Source organism: Billgrantia tianxiuensis, assembly GCF_009834345.1.
Taxonomy (GTDB): domain Bacteria; phylum Pseudomonadota; class Gammaproteobacteria; order Pseudomonadales; family Halomonadaceae; genus Halomonas; species Halomonas tianxiuensis.
Window position 1 is genome coordinate 259,034 of the sequence record NZ_CP035042.1, and the last position, 15,775, is coordinate 274,808.

The 15,775-nt window shown below is 63.1% G+C and carries 19 protein-coding genes and 1 pseudogene; 15 read left to right on the forward strand and 5 right to left on the reverse strand.

Annotation, left to right across the window (positions count from 1 at the left end; translation table 11 throughout):
* The first annotated feature begins 120 nt into the window (after positions 1 to 120).
* On the forward strand, positions 121 to 1,794 hold the full coding sequence (locus EKK97_RS01185; protein WP_159548136.1) for a BCCT family transporter: 1,674 nt from the start codon (positions 121 to 123) through the stop codon (positions 1,792 to 1,794).
* 210 nt (positions 1,795 to 2,004) lie between these two features.
* Positions 2,005 to 3,030 carry a betaine--homocysteine S-methyltransferase gene (gene bmt / locus EKK97_RS01190; protein WP_159548138.1) on the forward strand — a complete coding sequence of 342 codons (1,026 nt, stop codon included), beginning with the start codon at positions 2,005 to 2,007 and terminating at the stop codon, positions 3,028 to 3,030.
* Here the strand turns inward: bmt and EKK97_RS26015 are convergent.
* Complete coding sequence (locus EKK97_RS26015; RefSeq protein WP_197449236.1) at positions 3,020 to 3,238, reverse strand: PLP-dependent transferase; 219 nt, start codon at positions 3,236 to 3,238, stop codon at positions 3,020 to 3,022. The two genes, bmt and EKK97_RS26015, sit on opposite strands and share 11 nt — an antisense overlap.
* Positions 3,239 to 3,571: 333 nt before the next feature.
* Here EKK97_RS26015 and EKK97_RS01200 point away from each other — a divergent pair, with 333 nt between their 5' ends.
* The 3 genes from EKK97_RS01200 to EKK97_RS01210 are packed head-to-tail and all read left to right on the forward strand — an operon-like array spanning position 3,572 to position 5,046.
* On the forward strand, positions 3,572 to 3,805 hold the full coding sequence (locus EKK97_RS01200) for a transmembrane sensor/regulator PpyR (protein ID WP_159548140.1): 234 nt from the start codon (positions 3,572 to 3,574) through the stop codon (positions 3,803 to 3,805).
* 32 nt (positions 3,806 to 3,837) lie between these two features.
* A complete protein-coding gene (locus tag EKK97_RS01205) occupies positions 3,838 to 4,545 on the forward strand; it encodes a succinate dehydrogenase iron-sulfur subunit (protein WP_159548142.1) in 708 nt (235 codons plus the stop codon).
* 42 nt (positions 4,546 to 4,587) lie between these two features.
* Positions 4,588 to 5,046: a 2-hydroxyacyl-CoA dehydratase gene (locus EKK97_RS01210; RefSeq protein ID WP_159548144.1), complete on the forward strand. Its 459-nt coding sequence runs from the start codon at positions 4,588 to 4,590 to the stop codon at positions 5,044 to 5,046.
* A gap of 111 nt (positions 5,047 to 5,157) precedes the next feature.
* On the opposite strand, the gene EKK97_RS01215 is transcribed toward EKK97_RS01210, so the two are convergent.
* Positions 5,158 to 5,721, reverse strand: coding sequence for a YIP1 family protein (locus EKK97_RS01215; protein ID WP_159548146.1), 564 nt, complete (start codon positions 5,719 to 5,721; stop codon positions 5,158 to 5,160).
* Between the two features lie 69 nt (positions 5,722 to 5,790).
* A complete protein-coding gene (locus EKK97_RS01220; protein ID WP_159548148.1) occupies positions 5,791 to 6,354 on the reverse strand; it encodes a Yip1 family protein in 564 nt (187 codons plus the stop codon).
* A gap of 97 nt (positions 6,355 to 6,451) precedes the next feature.
* Here EKK97_RS01220 and EKK97_RS01225 point away from each other — a divergent pair, with 97 nt between their 5' ends.
* Complete coding sequence (locus EKK97_RS01225; protein ID WP_159548150.1) at positions 6,452 to 6,889, forward strand: MarR family winged helix-turn-helix transcriptional regulator; 438 nt, start codon at positions 6,452 to 6,454, stop codon at positions 6,887 to 6,889.
* A gap of 93 nt (positions 6,890 to 6,982) precedes the next feature.
* Positions 6,983 to 8,140 (forward strand): cytochrome P450, encoded by a 1,158-nt coding sequence (locus EKK97_RS01230; RefSeq protein WP_159548152.1) that lies wholly within the window; start codon positions 6,983 to 6,985, stop codon positions 8,138 to 8,140.
* A gap of 40 nt (positions 8,141 to 8,180) precedes the next feature.
* Here the strand turns inward: EKK97_RS01230 and EKK97_RS01235 are convergent, their stop codons facing one another.
* Together EKK97_RS01235 and EKK97_RS01240 are read right to left on the reverse strand one after the other, a co-directional pair.
* On the reverse strand, positions 8,181 to 9,413 hold the full coding sequence (locus EKK97_RS01235; protein WP_159548154.1) for a cytochrome D1 domain-containing protein: 1,233 nt from the start codon (positions 9,411 to 9,413) through the stop codon (positions 8,181 to 8,183).
* A gap of 16 nt (positions 9,414 to 9,429) precedes the next feature.
* Positions 9,430 to 9,771 carry a c-type cytochrome gene (locus tag EKK97_RS01240; protein WP_159548156.1) on the reverse strand — a complete coding sequence of 114 codons (342 nt, stop codon included), beginning with the start codon at positions 9,769 to 9,771 and terminating at the stop codon, positions 9,430 to 9,432.
* Between the two features lie 226 nt (positions 9,772 to 9,997).
* On the opposite strand from EKK97_RS01240, the gene EKK97_RS01245 reads away from it, so the two are divergent.
* From EKK97_RS01245 to EKK97_RS01275, 8 genes and pseudogenes are all read left to right on the forward strand, one after another.
* Positions 9,998 to 10,471 (forward strand): AsnC family transcriptional regulator, encoded by a 474-nt coding sequence (locus EKK97_RS01245; RefSeq protein WP_159548158.1) that lies wholly within the window; start codon positions 9,998 to 10,000, stop codon positions 10,469 to 10,471.
* 32 nt (positions 10,472 to 10,503) lie between these two features.
* Positions 10,504 to 10,899 (forward strand): annotated as a pseudogene (ahbB, locus tag EKK97_RS26020) (siroheme decarboxylase subunit beta); the annotation flags it as partial.
* Positions 10,900 to 10,984: 85 nt separating this feature from the next.
* A complete protein-coding gene (locus EKK97_RS01255) occupies positions 10,985 to 11,377 on the forward strand; it encodes an Lrp/AsnC family transcriptional regulator (protein ID WP_236551344.1) in 393 nt (130 codons plus the stop codon).
* A gap of 63 nt (positions 11,378 to 11,440) precedes the next feature.
* Entirely contained in the window at positions 11,441 to 11,644 is a 204-nt protein-coding gene (locus EKK97_RS23530) for a hypothetical protein (protein WP_201296985.1), read from the forward strand.
* On the forward strand, positions 11,611 to 11,988 hold the full coding sequence (ahbB, locus tag EKK97_RS23535; RefSeq protein ID WP_479688635.1) for a siroheme decarboxylase subunit beta: 378 nt from the start codon (positions 11,611 to 11,613) through the stop codon (positions 11,986 to 11,988). The genes EKK97_RS23530 and ahbB (EKK97_RS23535) overlap by 34 nt, the downstream gene beginning before the upstream one ends.
* A gap of 28 nt (positions 11,989 to 12,016) precedes the next feature.
* Complete coding sequence (gene nirJ, locus EKK97_RS01265) at positions 12,017 to 13,231, forward strand: heme d1 biosynthesis radical SAM protein NirJ (RefSeq protein WP_159548160.1); 1,215 nt, start codon at positions 12,017 to 12,019, stop codon at positions 13,229 to 13,231.
* A 64-nt stretch (positions 13,232 to 13,295) separates the two neighbouring features.
* Complete coding sequence (cobA, locus tag EKK97_RS01270; RefSeq protein WP_159548162.1) at positions 13,296 to 14,156, forward strand: uroporphyrinogen-III C-methyltransferase; 861 nt, start codon at positions 13,296 to 13,298, stop codon at positions 14,154 to 14,156.
* Complete coding sequence (locus tag EKK97_RS01275; RefSeq protein ID WP_159548164.1) at positions 14,153 to 15,682, forward strand: nitrite reductase; 1,530 nt, start codon at positions 14,153 to 14,155, stop codon at positions 15,680 to 15,682. Before cobA ends, EKK97_RS01275 begins: the two co-directional genes overlap by 4 nt.
* Positions 15,683 to 15,775 lie beyond the last annotated feature (93 nt).

The following is a 15,775-nucleotide window of genomic DNA, read 5'->3' on the forward strand; positions in this document are numbered from 1 at the left end:
CCGCCAGCTAAACCACGATGCCAACCGGTCCCGCCAAGCCGGCTGGCGTCCCGACTGGAGGAGCCGAAGCATTGGCGATCATCACCGCAACGAGATAACAACAACTTGAGGAATCTGTAGATGAAAGAACCCATCTCACCACCCTCCGATGGAGTTCCAGCCACCGAGGGCCCAGCCGACCTGATCGATACCGATTACGTGATCGGGCAGGACAACATCATCGGCGAGTTCAAGCTGAACCTGGACATCCACGGCAAGGTATTCGCCATCTCGGCCCTGGTCACGCTGTTCTTCGTCATTCTAACCCTGGCCCTGCACAGCGAAGTGGAGCCGCTGTTCACCGGGCTGCGCAACTGGCTGACCAGCCACCTCACCTGGTTCTTCCTGCTCTCCGCCAATATCTTCGTGGTGCTCTGCCTGGTGCTGGTCGTCTCGCCATTGGGCAAGGTGCGCATCGGTGGTGCCAACGCCAGGCCCGACTTCTCCTATTCGGCCTGGTTCTCGATGCTGTTCGCCGCCGGCATGGGCATTGGCCTGATGTTCTACGGCGTCTCGGAGCCCATGTCGCACTTCGCCTCCTCTCTCGGCGGTACCAGCCTGGACGGTGGCATGCGCAGCGACTGGGCACCCCTGGGCGCCGCCGCCGGCAACCCCGAGGCGGCGGCGCGGCTGGGCATGGCGGCCAGCATCTTCCACTGGGGCCTGCATCCCTGGGCGATCTACGCCGTGGTGGCACTGGCCCTGGCGATCTTCTCCTACAACAAGGGCCTGCCGCTGACCATGCGCTCGATCTTCTACCCCATGCTGGGTGAGCGCATCTGGGGCTGGCCAGGCCATGCCATCGACATCCTGGCGGTCTTCGCAACGCTGTTCGGCCTGGCCACCTCGCTGGGATTGGGTGCCTCCCAGGCCACGGCGGGGCTGGGTTACCTGTTCGGCACGCCCGGTGGGGATACCACCATGGTGCTGCTGATCATCGGCATCACGCTGATCGCTATCCTCTCCATCGTGGCTGGCGTCGACAAGGGCGTGCGCCGGCTGTCAGAGATCAACATGGTGCTGGCTTTCCTGCTGCTGGCGTTCGTGATCGTCGTGGGCCCGACCCTGGTGATCTTCACCGGCGTACTGGACAATCTGGTCGCCTACATCACCCACCTGCCGGCGCTCTCGGCGCCGTTCGGTCGCGAGGATGCCAACTTCAGCCAGGGATGGACGGCCTTCTACTGGGCCTGGTGGATCTCCTGGTCGCCCTTCGTCGGCATGTTCATCGCCCGGGTATCACGCGGGCGCAGCGTGCGCGAATTCATCATCGCCGTACTGCTGATTCCCTCGCTGGTTTCGGTAGTGTGGATGACCGCCTTCGGCGGCACCGCCGTCAACCAGTTGGTGACCACTGGTTTCGAGGGTGTCCAGGATGCGGCCCTGGAGCTGCAATTGTTCGTGATGCTCGGCGAACTGCCGCTGACCGCCATCACCTCCTTCGTCGGCATCGTGCTGGTCGTGGTCTTCTTCGTCACTTCCTCAGATTCCGGCTCGCTGGTGATCGATACCATCACGGCCGGCGGCAAGGTCGACGCCCCCAAGCCGCAGCGCGTGTTTTGGGCGGTGATCGAAGGCCTGATTGCGATTGCTCTGCTGCTCGGTGGCGGGTTGGTCGCGCTGCAGGCCATGGCTGTCTCCACGGGCTTGCCATTCACATTGGTGCTTCTCGCAGGTTGTTTTGCAATCGTTAAAGGTCTGCTGAGTGAGCATCGCTTGATTAATCCCAAGTATAGAAAAACATCGATCACATAATTGAGTTGTGATAGAGAAAGCCGGCTAGGCGGACTTGGAGTCCGCCTAGCCAGCTTATTTATCGATTTGTCGATTCATTAAGGGAGTGGTATCTGACTTTCTTGGTAGTGCCAGTGCGTGAATTACGATACGAAATATGTGCAGAGGTGCATGCATTAAGAAGCGCTTCTACAGCGTTGTTGGTGGATCTAAGCTAAGGGAAAGATTGATATGGATAGCTGTAATAAGCTCGAGCAAATTTTGACGTCTCGCGATTGGTTGCTGGCAGATGGGGCTACGGGGACCAACCTGTTCGACATGGGTTTGACGTCTGGCGAAGCACCGGAATTGTGGAATGAGCTCTACCCTCGGAGAATTGCTCGAATGTATACTCTAGCCTTGGAAGCCGGCAGCGATATTTTTCTGACTAATTCTTTTGGTAGTAATGCCGCACGGCTTAGGCTACATGGGTCACAACACCGAGCTCGCGAATTATCTCGACTGTCCGCCGCCATCGCACGAGATGTAGCAGACCGCTATCCGCGCCCCATCGTTGTTGCAGGTTCTGTGGGGCCAACGGGTGAAATAATGTCTCCCTTGGGCTCGCTAACTCATGAGTTGGCAGTGGAGATCTTTCATGAGCAGGCTGAAGGCCTCAAGGAAGGTGGTGCCGACGTACTGTGGCTGGAGACCATGTCATCAATTGAAGAACTTCAGGCTGCGAGCGATGCCTTTAAACTGGCCAGTATGCCTTGGTGTGGGACGATGAGCTTTGATACGGCTGGGAGAACCATGATGGGTGTGACCGCTCAGAGCGCGATGGAGACGGTTGGTCAGATGCCTAACATGCCAGTAGCGTTTGGAGCGAACTGCGGCGTTGGGGCATCGGATTTGATGCGCACGGTCCTGAACTTTACGTCTCAAGGTAATGCAGTCCCAATTATTGCTAAAGGAAATGCTGGCATACCGGAATATTTCGATGGACATATTCGCTATAGTGGGACTCCTGAGCTCATGGCCGATTATGCGGTTCTGGCGCGGGACGCGGGAGCCAAAATAATTGGTGGCTGCTGTGGTACGACTCCGGAGCATCTCGCTAGGATGCGCGCAGCGCTTGAAGAAAGGCCGCGAGGTGAACGACCCACTTTGGAGCAGATTCGCAATGTGCTGGGTGAATTCTCCTCGGTCAGTGATGACCATGGTAAATCCCGGGAAGGACCTAATCGTCGAAATCGCCGAAGTAAATTTAACAAGTGATCAAGGAGCTGTAACCGGCTGATGTCGCAGTCAATGCACCCGGCAAGGTGCCTCCATAGACCTCGCCGAGGCAGACGATGCCGCGCTGCCCATGAGTCAACAGCAGGTCGCTGATGGCTCTCATGCCCGAAGAGAACGACCAGGCTGCCTCGGCATCCTCCAGAGCAGCTAGCGTCTCCTCCAGAGCGTATAGGGTGGATTCTGGCATAACGCGTGTAGAGCGGCCCCTGGCGACGCCCTTCGACTACCTCCAGCAAGGCTTTACAGACGCTTCACCCCAAACTTTGATCACGATCAGGGCAGTGATGCCAAGAGATCCGGGAGGTTTTCGAACTTGATCCCTACCGCTAAGGCCACAGGCGGTCATCAATATCATGAGGTTTTACGTGCTCTTGCCGCTTCGGCTGGCGACACTGGGAATACTCTTGCCGGGTTATTCGACGAGGCGTGGCGGCTATGCTATAAGGAGTATGTGAGATGCTTCTTTTGTTCGTAAGGGGTGTGAAGGTTGACGCCTGGAAGAGGAACGAGGAGGAGTGATATGCGGCGATACTTTGATGACCCCCAATGTGCCCATGCCCTGGGGAATGCTTTACTGCTTCTAGGGCTGGTATTGCTGGGTGTCGGTGTGACGGGAGGCTACCTCATCGACGGCCGCCTGTCGCTGATCGCTCAAGTTCTGGCTCACGTACTGATCATTCTCGGACCTACACTGGTGAAGCTCGGGTACATACTGCGCATCAATGCCCGACATCGCCTACATCTCACCTATTGAGATGCGTCCACCTGTCGGCAGGGAAAACCGCCATGTTTAGCGTCCGGCTCTATCGCTACCATCCCGAACACGACGCGGCGCCGCGTATGGAAACCTATGAGGTCGAGGAGCGATTCCGCTTAGCGATGGTGCTTGATGTGCTCGAATACCTGAAGCATCAGGACACGACTCTGACCTATCGACGCTCCTGTCGTGAGGGGGTGTGCGGCTCGGATGGCATGAACATCAACGGCAAGAATGGCCTGGCCTGTATTACGCCGGTCGCCGAGGCACTGAACGGCACCGATATCCTGATCTTGCGTCCCTTGCCCGGTATGCCGGTCATCCGCGACCTGGTAGTCGATCAAGCACAGTTCATGCGCCAGTTCGAGAAGATTCGCCCCTGGTTGATCAACGACGAGCCACCCATCGCCCGGGAACGCCTGCAGAGCCCCGAGGAGCGCGAGAAACTCGACGGGCTCTATGAATGCATTCTCTGCGCCTGTTGCAGCTCGGCCTGTCCGTCCTGGTGGTGGAACCCGGATAAGTACATCGGTCCTGCGGGGTTGTTGCAAGCCTACCGCTTTCTGATCGATAGCCGAGATACCGCAACCAGCGATCGCCTGGCCGACCTCGATGACCCCTTCAGCGTGTTCCGCTGTCGACAGATCGCCAACTGCACCTGGGTGTGCCCCAAGGGGCTAAACCCGTTGAAGGCGATCGGTCACATCAAGGCCATGCTGCTGAAACATGGAACCTGACACTCCTTAATGCGCCGCAAACTGTGGCAGGAGGCAATTCTCATGGCTTTTCGCCAAGTCAAGGATCTGCTCGTCTGGATACGCGATTTTCATGCTCGGCTGGGGGAGCAGTACGCCCAACTGGCTGAAGTACAACAGGATGAGCGGATGAGGATGGCACTTGCGTTCCTTGCAGATCGTGAGAAGCGCATGTCGAGTGGCATGTTGGCCTATCTTGAGGATGGCCGCGAAGGATTGCTCACGACCTGGCTAATCGACAGCCAGGAATTCGGTCATCCTGACGTGCTGGAGCGGATACCTCGCTGCCTGGGCTGTCGCGATACCCACGACCTCCTCGCTAACGTGATGACCGCCCACCAGACGCTCAAGGACATGTACCGGTTGCGTGCCGAATTGGCTTCCATACCTGAGGAAGCTGAGCTGTTCGAACAGCTGGCCGAGCAGCAGGATGCAGAAGCCCGCCTGCAAACACGTGACTTCGCACGCCTCGAGATGTACTGAAGCCAGAGCACTCGCAGTGGGCCTGATGTGGCCCAGATAGGCCGCAGAACGAGAGCCGCATGACGTCCGAGCCCAGAGCTGGCCACCCACGGCGTGTCCAGCATGGGCAAGCTACAGCGCCCAGACCAGCGCCAACAGTATTCCCCACGCCATCAGCCCGAAGGCCATCACCGTGTAGGTGGCCGACATCACCATGACATCGTCCTCCTCGCGCTCGGCGAGCGCCTGCAGGCCGTGGTAGACCAGCCCGCACGACAGCATCATCGCCAGCAGCACGCCACAGACGATGAACACCATGTCGGGGACGAACAGCGTCAGCGAGGAGAACCACAGCGGCAGCGGCGCCATGGCGGCGAGGAAGTAGGCGGCGCGGTGGCTCAGCCGCAGGCGGTGGGCGCGCGCCACGCCGTGGATCAGCCAGCCCATCACCAGGAAGGTGAGCAGCTCGGCGGTGAAGAGGGCCGGCGCGATAATTGCCCAGGGGCGATCGGCCAGGCCGGGCAGCAGGGCATCGCCATGCCGGTAGATGGCGTAGTGCAGCATGACCGGCGGCAGCAGCGACAGCGGCAGTACCACGCGCAGGATCAAGGCATTGAGAGAAGGGCGCTCGCGTCGCAGTTGCTGCCAGCCTCCCTCTTGCGTGAAGGGAAGCTGCAGAATCAGGGAAATGTTCATGGTTTTGCCTTTGCCAGTGTTATGCCGTGTCGTTGTTACATGCAGTGCTGCTCATTCGCTGAAGAGGAATCAGTACGCCCAGACTATGGCCATCAGCAGTCCCCAGGCCAGAACACCGCCAGCCATGACGGTATAGGTCGCAGACATTGCCACGACATCGCTATCCTCGCGATGGCACAGGGCCTGCAGGCCGTGGTAAATCAGGCTGCAGGAAATCCCCAGGGCCACGATTGCCACCAGCGTGTTGAGCAGCACGCTAGGAATCAGCAGGGCCAGCGAGGCGGACCACAGCGGCAACGGCGCCAGGGCCGCAAGCAAGTAAGCGTCGTGGTAATCGATTGACATGTCATCGCTATTGACCACCGCATGAATCAGCCATCCCATTACGAAGAAAGTGAGCAGCTCGGCGAGAAACAGGATCGTGGTGATGTAACGCCATGGACGCTCACCGAACCCAGCAATGAAGGTGTCACCATAGTGCGTGCCGGCGTAATAGAGCAGCACGGGGGGAAGCAGTGACATGGGCAATACCACCAGCCAGACCAACTTCGGAATGGAGGGGCGTCCTTGACGCAGTTGCTGCCAGCCGCCTGCGCGGGTGAAGGGGAGCTGCAGAATTATCGCGAGATTCATGGCGGACACCCCAGTCGAGATTTTTATATCATGCTATGATATTGTTTATGCGCCAAATCGCAATATGTCAAGACTCACCTGTCAGGAGAGCGGCTCGATGTCCGAGCATGATTCATCTGAAGCGGTATCCAGCCCTTTGACCAAGCAGGATTTCGAGCGGCTTTCCCACTTTCGCCACCAGCTGCGCTGTTTCTTGCGGGTCAGCGAAGATATTTGCCAGCAGCATGGCCTCACCTCGCTGCAGTATCAGCTGCTGCTGCACCTGAAGGGGTTTACGGGGCGGGAGTGGGCCACGGTGGGGGAGCTCGCCGAACGGCTCCAGGCCAAGCATCACGGCACCGTGATGCTGGTCGATCGCTGCGAGCAGCTCGGCCTGGTGCAGCGAAGCCCCGGACGCAACGACCGGCGGCGCAGCGAAGTGCACCTGCTGCCGAAGGGGGCGCTGATCGTCGAACAGGTTGCCAGCGAGCATCAGCCGGAGTTGCGTCACTTGCAGGAGGAGTTCCAACTGCCCGGCTGGTCGGAGTCAGTTTAGGGCATCGTGCTGAAATCACGTTTCGTTTTCATGTGCCGCAGAGCGTGCTGACGATACCGGTACATGGTCCGTTGCTTGTATTGAGGAGAGAGTATGAATGACAGCCAACGTCAGGATTGGGACCCCCGCGCCGAGTCAGTGCTTGAAGATCAAATAACCGCCTACGATAGCATGCGCCGCCGCTGCCCGGTGGCCTACAGCGATTACCTGCAGTGGTCGCTGTTTCGCCACGAAGATGTAATGCGAGTGCTCTTGGATCACGAAACCTTCAGCAACGCTGCCAGTCACCATCTCTCCGTGCCCAATGCCATGGACCCGCCCGAGCACACGCATTTTCGGCAGCTCATCGAGCCTTATTTTCTCCCTGAGGCGATGGCGGCGTTCGAGCCGCACTGTCGAGAAATCGCCAAGCGCGTGGTGGCACGGCTGCCGCAAACGGGTGAGATCGAGGCAATGGCCGAGCTGGGGCAGAACTTCGCCTTGGAGATCCAGTGTGCCTACATGGGTTGGCCCGAGAGCCTGCATGAACCATTGCGTGACTGGGTGGAGCGCCAGCAAGCGGCAACCCTGGCAGGTGATCGCCAGGCTCTGGGTGAGTTGGCGTTGGAGTTCGATAGCGTGATTCGCGACCTGCTGGCTGAGCGTCGGACGGCCGGTGAGGCTGCGCCGGATGATGTCACCTCATGCATCATGAACGAGACGGTACAGGGCCGACCGCTCGCTGATGAAGAGATCGTCAGTATCATTCGCAACTGGACGGTGGGTGAGTTGGGTACAATCGCTGCAAGTGTGGGAATACTGGTGCGCTACCTGGCTGAGCATTCAACGTTGCAGGCCAGGCTGCGCGGAGAGCCGGAGCTGTTACCGACGGCCATCGACGAGATCTTAAGGTTGGATGCACCGCTGATATCCAATCGGCGCGTGACCAGGCAGCCGGTAGAGATTGGCGGGCGGCAGATACCCGCCGGGGAGCGACTGACGATTCTGTGGGGCTCGGCGAACAGAGACGAGGCGGTCTTTGGCGATCCGGATGAGCTTCGGTTGGATCGGGACCCCCAGACCAACCTGCTCTACGGTGCCGGCATCCATGTCTGCCCCGGCGCGCCGCTGGCACGTATGGAACTGCGCCTGATCATGGAGGCGCTTCTCGCCGGTACCCTCCACCTGGCCTTGATAGCCGACAAACCGGCGGTTCGGGCCAGATTTCCCGCTGGTGGTTACTCATCGGTGCCCATCAGGGTGACGCGCTGAATCATCGGCCGGTCCTCTGTGGCCGGCCGATCGGCATCGTTCATAGCCCGATCTGGTGGGCCCGATGGGTAAAGAAGATCCCGCTGGGTGATTCGGCCGGCAGTCTGGCCAGCTCCTCGAAGGTGCGGGTGTCGTAGACCACCACCTGGTTGCTGTCCCGCGCCGAGATCCAGATGTGCTCGCCGCGGGGAGTGAACTCCTTGTGCAGGATCGAATCGCCGGGTTCGAGGGTCGCGATCACCTCCAGGGTCTGGGTGTCGATCACCTGGACCTTGTCGTTGAGCGGGTGAGCGAAGGTGACCCACACCTGGCGCTCATCGGGGCGGCTCATGACGAAGATTGGCTGGCCGTGCACCGCGATGCGGTTGGTGAGCGACCAGTCGCGGGTGTCGGCCACCAGCACCTCGCTGCGCCCCACGGCGGGAAAGAAGGCGCGGTTACCGGCCATGGCCCAGCCCTCCAGGTGGGGCATCTTGTACACCGGCAGGCGCTGCTCGCCCTGGCCATAGTCGTTCTGGCCATAGTCGGGCAGGATGCGCTGCACGCCGTTCTCCGGATGCCACAAGTCGAGCAAGGCCATGCCGTCCTCGCCGAACAGCCCGGCGATGTAGTAGCGGCCGTTGGGGGTGATCAGGGCGTCGTAGGGCATGCTGCCCACATCGCGGTGCTTGGTCAGCTCGGGCTCGTCCCGCGACATGTCCAGGGTCCATATTTCACCGGCCTCGAACAGGCTGAAGACGAACACGTTGCCAGGCACGTCCACGACCCCCACTACCTTGGCTTGGGCCGTGCTGCCGTCCGGGCGCTGATAGGTAGCCGGCACGTCGATGACGAGTTCCATGGTCTCGGTGTCGAATACCTTCACCCCGCCCGGTTCGTAGTTGCCCACCGCCACGAAGCGGCCGTCCTGAGAGATGGCGCCGCCGATGCTGTTGCCGCCCTGGAGAATACGCTCGGCGATTTCGCCGGTGAGCAGGTCGAGCTTGGTCAGGCCGCCGTCGCGGCCGAAGACGAAGGCGTAACGCGCATCGCGGGTGAACTTCACCGAGGCGTGGGAGAGATCGCCGAAGCCCTCGATGTGGCGCAGCACCTCGCGGCGGGTAGTGTCGACCAGCGCCACGCTACCACTGGCGCGCTCGATCACCACGCCGAGGTCGCCGGTACCTCGTAGCTCCCCGTTCAGGCCAGGTGCCTCGGCCAGGACTTGTCCGGTGAGCAGCAGGGCCAGGGCACCGATGGCGGCCAGGGGCTTGAGGGGGCGGGGCAGCGGCATCTCGGTCTCCTCGGGATCAGTCGGCCAGGGTTTCCAGGCGGTTGTCGGTACGCAGGTGATCGGCCAGCCAGCGTGCTTCGGCGTCGCTGAGTAGGGCCTTCCAGCCCGGCATGGCACTGCCGGGAATGCCGTGCTGGATGATGTGGGCGAGTGCCTCGGGGCTGAAGCCCTGCATGCGGTCGCGGGGCAAGGCCGGGCCAAGCCCGCCACGCAGGGTCATGCCGTGGCAGGAGCCGCAGTCCTGATAGAGCAGCGTCTCCAGTTCGGCTCGGCGTTCGGGGCCAAGCTCGTCGCCGCTTGCCATGGCCGGCAGAGCCAGGGCGGCACAGAACAGCGGTAACAGGGCCGGCAGCTTCATCGAAGACCTCGGCGGCAGCTTGTCAATCGGCATCGCGAGAGCGAGCCGTCGCCGCAGTGTCCCGCTCGGAGAAAAGGCTCGCCTTGACCGTCATCAAGCGCATGGCAAGTCGCTCGGGACTTTTGACTTGCGTCAACGGCACGTCTGATGGCGGCTTCCAGGGCTGATGTGGCATGTAAGATACCGCTTAAGATCATGCCTCCATCGTCCTGCCTGGTACCTGCCCATGGCTGAACTCGACGCACTCGACCGACGCCTCATCGATACCTATCAGCGCGGCCTGCCACTCTGCGAACGGCCCTTCGCCGCCATGGCCGAGCGCTTGGGTGTGAGCGAGGCACAGGTGATCGAGCGGCTCCAGCTGTTGCAGCAGGGCCAGGTTCTGAGCCGGGTAGGGCCGGTATTCGACCATGCTCGCGCCGGGGCCAGCCTGCTGGCGGCCGTTTCCGTGCCCGAGGCCGAGCGTGACGCGGTGGCGGCGGCGATCAACCGCTCCCCCGGGGTCAATCACAACTATGCCCGTGAGCATCGCTACAACCTCTGGTTCGTGATGACCGCGGCCGACGAGAACCAGCTCGAGGCTCGCCTGGAGGCACTGGAGGAGGAGCTGGGCTGGCCGCTGCTGCGCCTGCCGATGGTCGAGGGGTACCACATCGATCTCGGCTTCCCGATCCCCTGGGACGAACTGGAGGCGCCATGAACGACCTGACCTCGACCGCCACTGCTCCCCGCATGAGTGCATCTCCCCAGCGCCTGCGTTCGTTGCTCGAAGCGGGCCTGCCGCTGACCGAGCGCCCGTGGCGGGCGCTGGCCGAGCAGTGCGGCATGAGCGAAGGCGAGGTGCTGGCCTGGGTCGAGCGCTGGCAGCGGGAGGGGCTGATCAAGCGCCTGGGGCTGGTGGTCAGGCACCACGCCCTGGGCATTCGCGCCAACGCCATGGTGGTGTGGGACCTGCCCAACGCCGCCGTGGCCGAGATAGGCCGGCGGCTGGCGGCGGAGCCCGCGGTGACGCTCTGCTACCGCCGTCGGCGGTGTCCTCCGGTATGGCCCTATAACCTGTTCTGCATGATCCACGGCACCCGGCGCGAGCGGGTGTTGGCGGCACTCGATGAGATCGTCCAGCGCCACGGCTTGCAGGGCATCCCCGCCGAGTGCTGTTCAGCCGCAAGGCCTACAAGCAGTGCGGTGGCCGTTATACCTGCGAGGAACGGTCATGACACCCGAGCCTGCCCGCCGCCCCGAGCCGGTCGAACTCGACGCTGCCGACCGGCGCATCGTCAACCGCCTGCAGGATGGGTTGCCGCTGGTGGCGTCGCCCTATGCCGCGGTGGCAGCCGAACTTTCGATCTCCGAAGGGGAGCTGCTCTACCGCCTCGAGCGGCTGCTCGAAGCCGGGGTGCTGAGCCGCTTCGGCCCCATGTACCACGCCGAACGGCTGGGCGGCGGGCTGACCCTGGCGGCGCTGGAAGTGCCGGAAGCCGATTACGAGCGAGTCACCGCGGCGGTCAACGCCTTCCCTGAAGTGGCCCACAACTACCGTCGCGAGCATCGCCTCAACATGTGGTTCGTGCTGGCCACTGAGACCCCGAGCGCATCGACGAAGTGATCGCGGCGATCGAGGCCGCTACCGGTCTTGCGGTGTTCAACATGCCCAAGCAGGAGGAATTCCATGTCCGTCTCCACCTGCCCGTCTGAGTCGTCGAACGCCGCCTCACCGGCGAGCGGACTGGACGAACTCGACCGGGCCATCGTGCTGTCCACCCAGGCCGGGCTGCCGCTGGTACCGGACCCTTGGGGGCGGTGGGCAAGCCGCTGGGCCTGGCCGGCAACGAGGTGCTGGTGCGCCTGCGACGCATGCAGGCGAACGGGATGATCCGTCGCATCGCGGCGGTGCCCAACCACTACCGTTTGGGCTACGTGGCCAACGGCATGAGCGTGTGGGACGTGGACGATGCCCATATCGAGCGGCTGGGGCGCGAAGTGGCGGCCATACCCGGCGTGAGCCACTGCTACCGTCGCCCGCGCCACCTGCCCGAGTGGCCCTACAACCTGTTCGTGATGCTGCACGGGCGCACGCGCGAGGAGGTCGAGCGTCAGGCCGAGGCGCTGCGCGAGCGGCTCGGCGAGGCCTGCCGCGACCACCGCATCCTGTACAGCTCACGCATTCTCAAGAAGACCGGTCTGCGCCTCGCGCGCCGGCCCGGCCCGCCGCGCTGAGGCCTGTACCGCGCCAGAGGAGGTTTCCATGTTCCGCGTCACCCGCTACGTCAAATCGCTGCTCGAGCCCACGCTCCAAGGTGTCGGTATCGGTGCCGCGCCGCCCAAGCCCTCCGGCCCGGTGGTGATCTGGAACCTGATCCGGCGCTGCAACCTGACCTGCAAGCACTGCTATACCGTCTCGGCGGACATCGACTTCACAGGCGAGCTTTCCACCGACGAGGTCTTCGGCGTGCTCGACGACCTCAAGCGCTTCCGCGTACCGGCGCTGATCCTCTCCGGCGGCGAGCCGCTGATGCGGCCCGACATCTTCGAGATCTCCCGGCGCACCAAGGAACTCGGCATCTATACCGGGCTCTCCACCAACGGCACCCTCATCGACGAGAGCAACATCGCGCAGATCGCCGAGTGCGGCTACGACTACGTGGGCATCAGCATCGACGGTCTCGAGGCCACCCACGACGAGTTCCGCCGCCGCCAGGGGGCGTTTCGCGAGTCGATGCATGCGGTGAAGCTGTGCAAGCAGCACGGCATCAAGGTGGGGCTGCGCTTCACCCTGACCCAGCATAACTACGAGCAGCTCGACGCCATCCTGGCGCTGATCGAGGAGCACGACGTCGACAAGTTCTACCTCTCGCACCTCAACTATGGCGGGCGCGGCCATCGCCACCGCAAGCAGGACGCCTGGTACCGGATGACCCGCGACGCCATGACCCGACTGTTCGACCACTGCCGGGCGGAACTCGAACGTGGCGTCGAGCGCGAGTACGTCACCGGCAACAACGACGCCGACGGTCCCTTCCTGCTGATGTGGGCGCGCGAGCATTTCCCCGACCGGGTCGAGGCGCTGGAGCGGCGCCTGGTCCACTGGGGCGGCAACGCCTCGGGGGAGTACATCGCCAATATCGACAACCTGGGCACCGTGCACCCGGACACCTTCTGGTGGGACCACGCCATCGGCAACGTACGCCAGCGGCCTTTCTCCGAGATCTGGCGCGACAGCCAGGACGAGCTGATGCAGGGCTTCCGTCAGCGTCCGCGGCCGCTCAAGGGACGCTGCGCCGAGTGTCGCTTTCTTTCGATCTGCAACGGCAATACCCGGGTGAGGGCATGGAAGGTCACCGGGGACCCCTGGGAGGAGGATCCCGGCTGCTACCTCAGCAATGAGGAGATCGGCGTCGAGCCGAGCCGGCAGCGCCGTGTAGCCGCCCCCTTCGACACGATTCAGGCCATCGAGCTGTAGGCCTCGGGACACGAAATCGGAACACGAAAAAAAGACCGTTTGACGCTTCGGGGAGAGGCCGACAATGACCGCACACCGCCATTCGCGACACCTGAGTTTCGCCCTCGACGAGGCACCGCTGGCGCCCGGCGAAGTCGCCATCGTCGGCGCCGGACCGGGCGATCCAGGCTTGCTCACTCTGCGCGCGCTGTCGCTGCTGCAGCAGGCCGACTGCCTGGTGTTCGACCGCCTGGTGTCCGAGGAGGTATTGGCACTGGCCCGCCCCGAGGCACAGCGCTACTACGTGGGCAAGGCCTCGAGCCATCACTCGCTGCCCCAGGAGGAGACCAATGCCCTGCTGGTCAAGCTGGCTCGTGAGGGCAAGCGGGTGCTGCGGCTCAAGGGGGGCGATCCCTACATCTTCGGTCGCGGCGGCGAGGAGGCCGAGTACCTGGTCGAGTGCGGCGTCGGCTTTCGCGTGGTGCCGGGCATCACCTCGGCCTCGGGCTGCTCCAGCTACGCCGGTTTCCCGCTCACCCACCGCGATCATGCCCAGAGCGTGACCTTCGTTACCGGCCACGCCAAGGCCGACGGTGAGCTGGCGCTGGACTGGGCCGCCCTGGCAGTGCCGCACCACACCGCGGTGTTCTACATGGGCCTGGCCAACGCCGCGCTGATCAGCTCCGAGCTGCAGCGTCACGGCCTGCCGGCGGACCACCCGGTGGCGCTGGTGGAGCGCGGCACCACCCCCGAGCAGCGCCACGTGCTGACCACCCTGGGCGATCTGGTGGAGGCAATCGAGCGCGAGGCGCTCAAGCCGCCGACACTGATCGTGGTGGGCGAAGTGGTGCGCCTGGCCGATACCCTGGCGCCCGGCATGACCCGGCTGACCCGCGCGGATGCCGAGATCGCACCGCCTGCCGCCATGCGGAGGGTCGCATTGTGAAGGCTCCCACGCAGCTCATTGGTGCCCTGCTGGGCCTGGCACTGCCTGTTGCGTCGCTGGCGCAGGGGGATGCGCCCGACCCGCATATGCTCTACAACCAGCACTGCTCGGTGTGCCACGGCGTCAGCCGCCTGGGCGGAATCGGCCCCGCGCTGTTGCCGGACAACCTCTCGCGGCTCAAGCACGCCGAGGCCGTCGAAGTGATCCGCGACGGCCGCCCGGCCACACAGATGCCAGCCTACGGCGAACTGCTCGGCGAAGCCGAGATCGCCGCCCTGGCGGAATGGATCTACGAGCGGCCCGAGGTCGAGCCGAGCTGGAGCGACGCGGACATCCTGGCCAGCCACATCGTCAACCATGCTTACGGCACGCTGCCCGACGAGCCGGTGTTCGAGGTGGAGGATCTCAAGAACCTGTTCATCGTGGTGGAGATCGGGGACCATCATGTCAGCCTGCTCGACGGCGACCGCTTCGAGCGCATTGCCCGCTTCCCCAGTCGTTACGCGCTGCACGGCGGGCCCAAGTATTCGCCCGACGGCCGCTACGTCTACTTCGGCTCCCGCGATGGCTGGGTGACCAAGTACGACATCTACAACCTCGAGGTCACCGCCGAGGTGCGCGCCGGCATCAACATGCGCAATATCGCCGTCTCCGCCGACGGACGCTACGTGTTGGCCGGAAACTACCTGCCCCACACCCTGGTGCTGCTGGACGCGCGCAACCTCGAGCTGATCGCCAGCATTCCGGTGGAAGGGCTCAACGGCGAGACGTCGCGGGTCAGCGCCGTCTACACCGCGCCGCCGCGCAACAGCTTCGTCGCCGCCCTGCGCGACATCCCCGAGGTGTGGGAGATCCGCTGGCCCGAGGAGCGTGCCGCCGGCGACGAGGCGCTGGTCGGCGACTTCGCCCTGCATCGCATGGAAGCGCCGGATTACCTCGACGACTTCTTCTTCGACATGGAGTACCGCTACCTGGTCGGCGCCGCCCGCGGCGGCAAGGGCGGGCAGGTGTTCGACATGGACGAGGAGATCAAGGTCGCCGACCTGCCGCTGGAAGGCATGCCGCACCTGGGTGCCGGCATTACCTGGGAGCTTGACGGCCGTCGGGTGATGGCGATCCCCCACATCGACAAGGGGCAGGTCTCGGTGTTCGACATGAGCGACTGGTCGCTGGTGACCCAGATCGAGACCGATGGCCCCGGCTTCTTCATGCGCAGCCACGAGAGCTCGCCCTACGCCTGGGTCGACGTCTTCTTCGGCCCCAACCACGACCGCATCCACGTGATCGACAAGCAGAGCCTGGAGATCGTCGAGACGCTGATCCCCGAGCCGGGCAAGACCGCCGCCCACGTCGAGTTCGACCGCCGCGGCGAGACCCTGCTGCTGAGCATCTGGGACGACGACGGCTACCTGCTGTGGCTCGACGCCAACACCCTGGAGGAGTTGGGGCGCATGCCGATGAAGCGGCCATCGGGCAAGTACAATGTGTGGAACAAGACCCAATACGAAGAAGGCACCAGCCATTAGTAATCATTGGCTGCGCGGGCGATTCGCTTTGTTGCACGATTGCTGGTGCGCCAGCCCGGTCAGAATCCTCACATATACCCCATATGCTCCGGT

Excerpts from the sequence above, each read along its gene's own strand:
- EKK97_RS01185 (WP_159548136.1), top strand. The coding sequence starts at position 121 with ATGAAAGAACCCATCTCACCACCCTCCGATGGAGTTCCAGCCACCGAG.
- bmt (WP_159548138.1), top strand. The coding sequence starts at position 2,005 with ATGGATAGCTGTAATAAGCTCGAGCAAATTTTGACGTCTCGCGATTGG.
- EKK97_RS26015 (WP_197449236.1), bottom strand. The coding sequence starts at position 3,238 with ATGCCAGAATCCACCCTATACGCTCTGGAGGAGACGCTAGCTGCTCTG.
- EKK97_RS01200 (WP_159548140.1), top strand. The coding sequence starts at position 3,572 with ATGCGGCGATACTTTGATGACCCCCAATGTGCCCATGCCCTGGGGAAT.
- EKK97_RS01205 (WP_159548142.1), top strand. The coding sequence starts at position 3,838 with ATGTTTAGCGTCCGGCTCTATCGCTACCATCCCGAACACGACGCGGCG.
- EKK97_RS01210 (WP_159548144.1), top strand. The coding sequence starts at position 4,588 with ATGGCTTTTCGCCAAGTCAAGGATCTGCTCGTCTGGATACGCGATTTT.
- EKK97_RS01215 (WP_159548146.1), bottom strand. The coding sequence starts at position 5,721 with ATGAACATTTCCCTGATTCTGCAGCTTCCCTTCACGCAAGAGGGAGGC.
- EKK97_RS01220 (WP_159548148.1), bottom strand. The coding sequence starts at position 6,354 with ATGAATCTCGCGATAATTCTGCAGCTCCCCTTCACCCGCGCAGGCGGC.
- EKK97_RS01225 (WP_159548150.1), top strand. The coding sequence starts at position 6,452 with ATGTCCGAGCATGATTCATCTGAAGCGGTATCCAGCCCTTTGACCAAG.
- EKK97_RS01230 (WP_159548152.1), top strand. The coding sequence starts at position 6,983 with ATGAATGACAGCCAACGTCAGGATTGGGACCCCCGCGCCGAGTCAGTG.
- EKK97_RS01235 (WP_159548154.1), bottom strand. The coding sequence starts at position 9,413 with ATGCCGCTGCCCCGCCCCCTCAAGCCCCTGGCCGCCATCGGTGCCCTG.
- EKK97_RS01240 (WP_159548156.1), bottom strand. The coding sequence starts at position 9,771 with ATGAAGCTGCCGGCCCTGTTACCGCTGTTCTGTGCCGCCCTGGCTCTG.
- EKK97_RS01245 (WP_159548158.1), top strand. The coding sequence starts at position 9,998 with ATGGCTGAACTCGACGCACTCGACCGACGCCTCATCGATACCTATCAG.
- EKK97_RS01255 (WP_236551344.1), top strand. The coding sequence starts at position 10,985 with ATGACACCCGAGCCTGCCCGCCGCCCCGAGCCGGTCGAACTCGACGCT.
- EKK97_RS23530 (WP_201296985.1), top strand. The coding sequence starts at position 11,441 with ATGTCCGTCTCCACCTGCCCGTCTGAGTCGTCGAACGCCGCCTCACCG.
- nirJ (WP_159548160.1), top strand. The coding sequence starts at position 12,017 with ATGTTCCGCGTCACCCGCTACGTCAAATCGCTGCTCGAGCCCACGCTC.
- cobA (WP_159548162.1), top strand. The coding sequence starts at position 13,296 with ATGACCGCACACCGCCATTCGCGACACCTGAGTTTCGCCCTCGACGAG.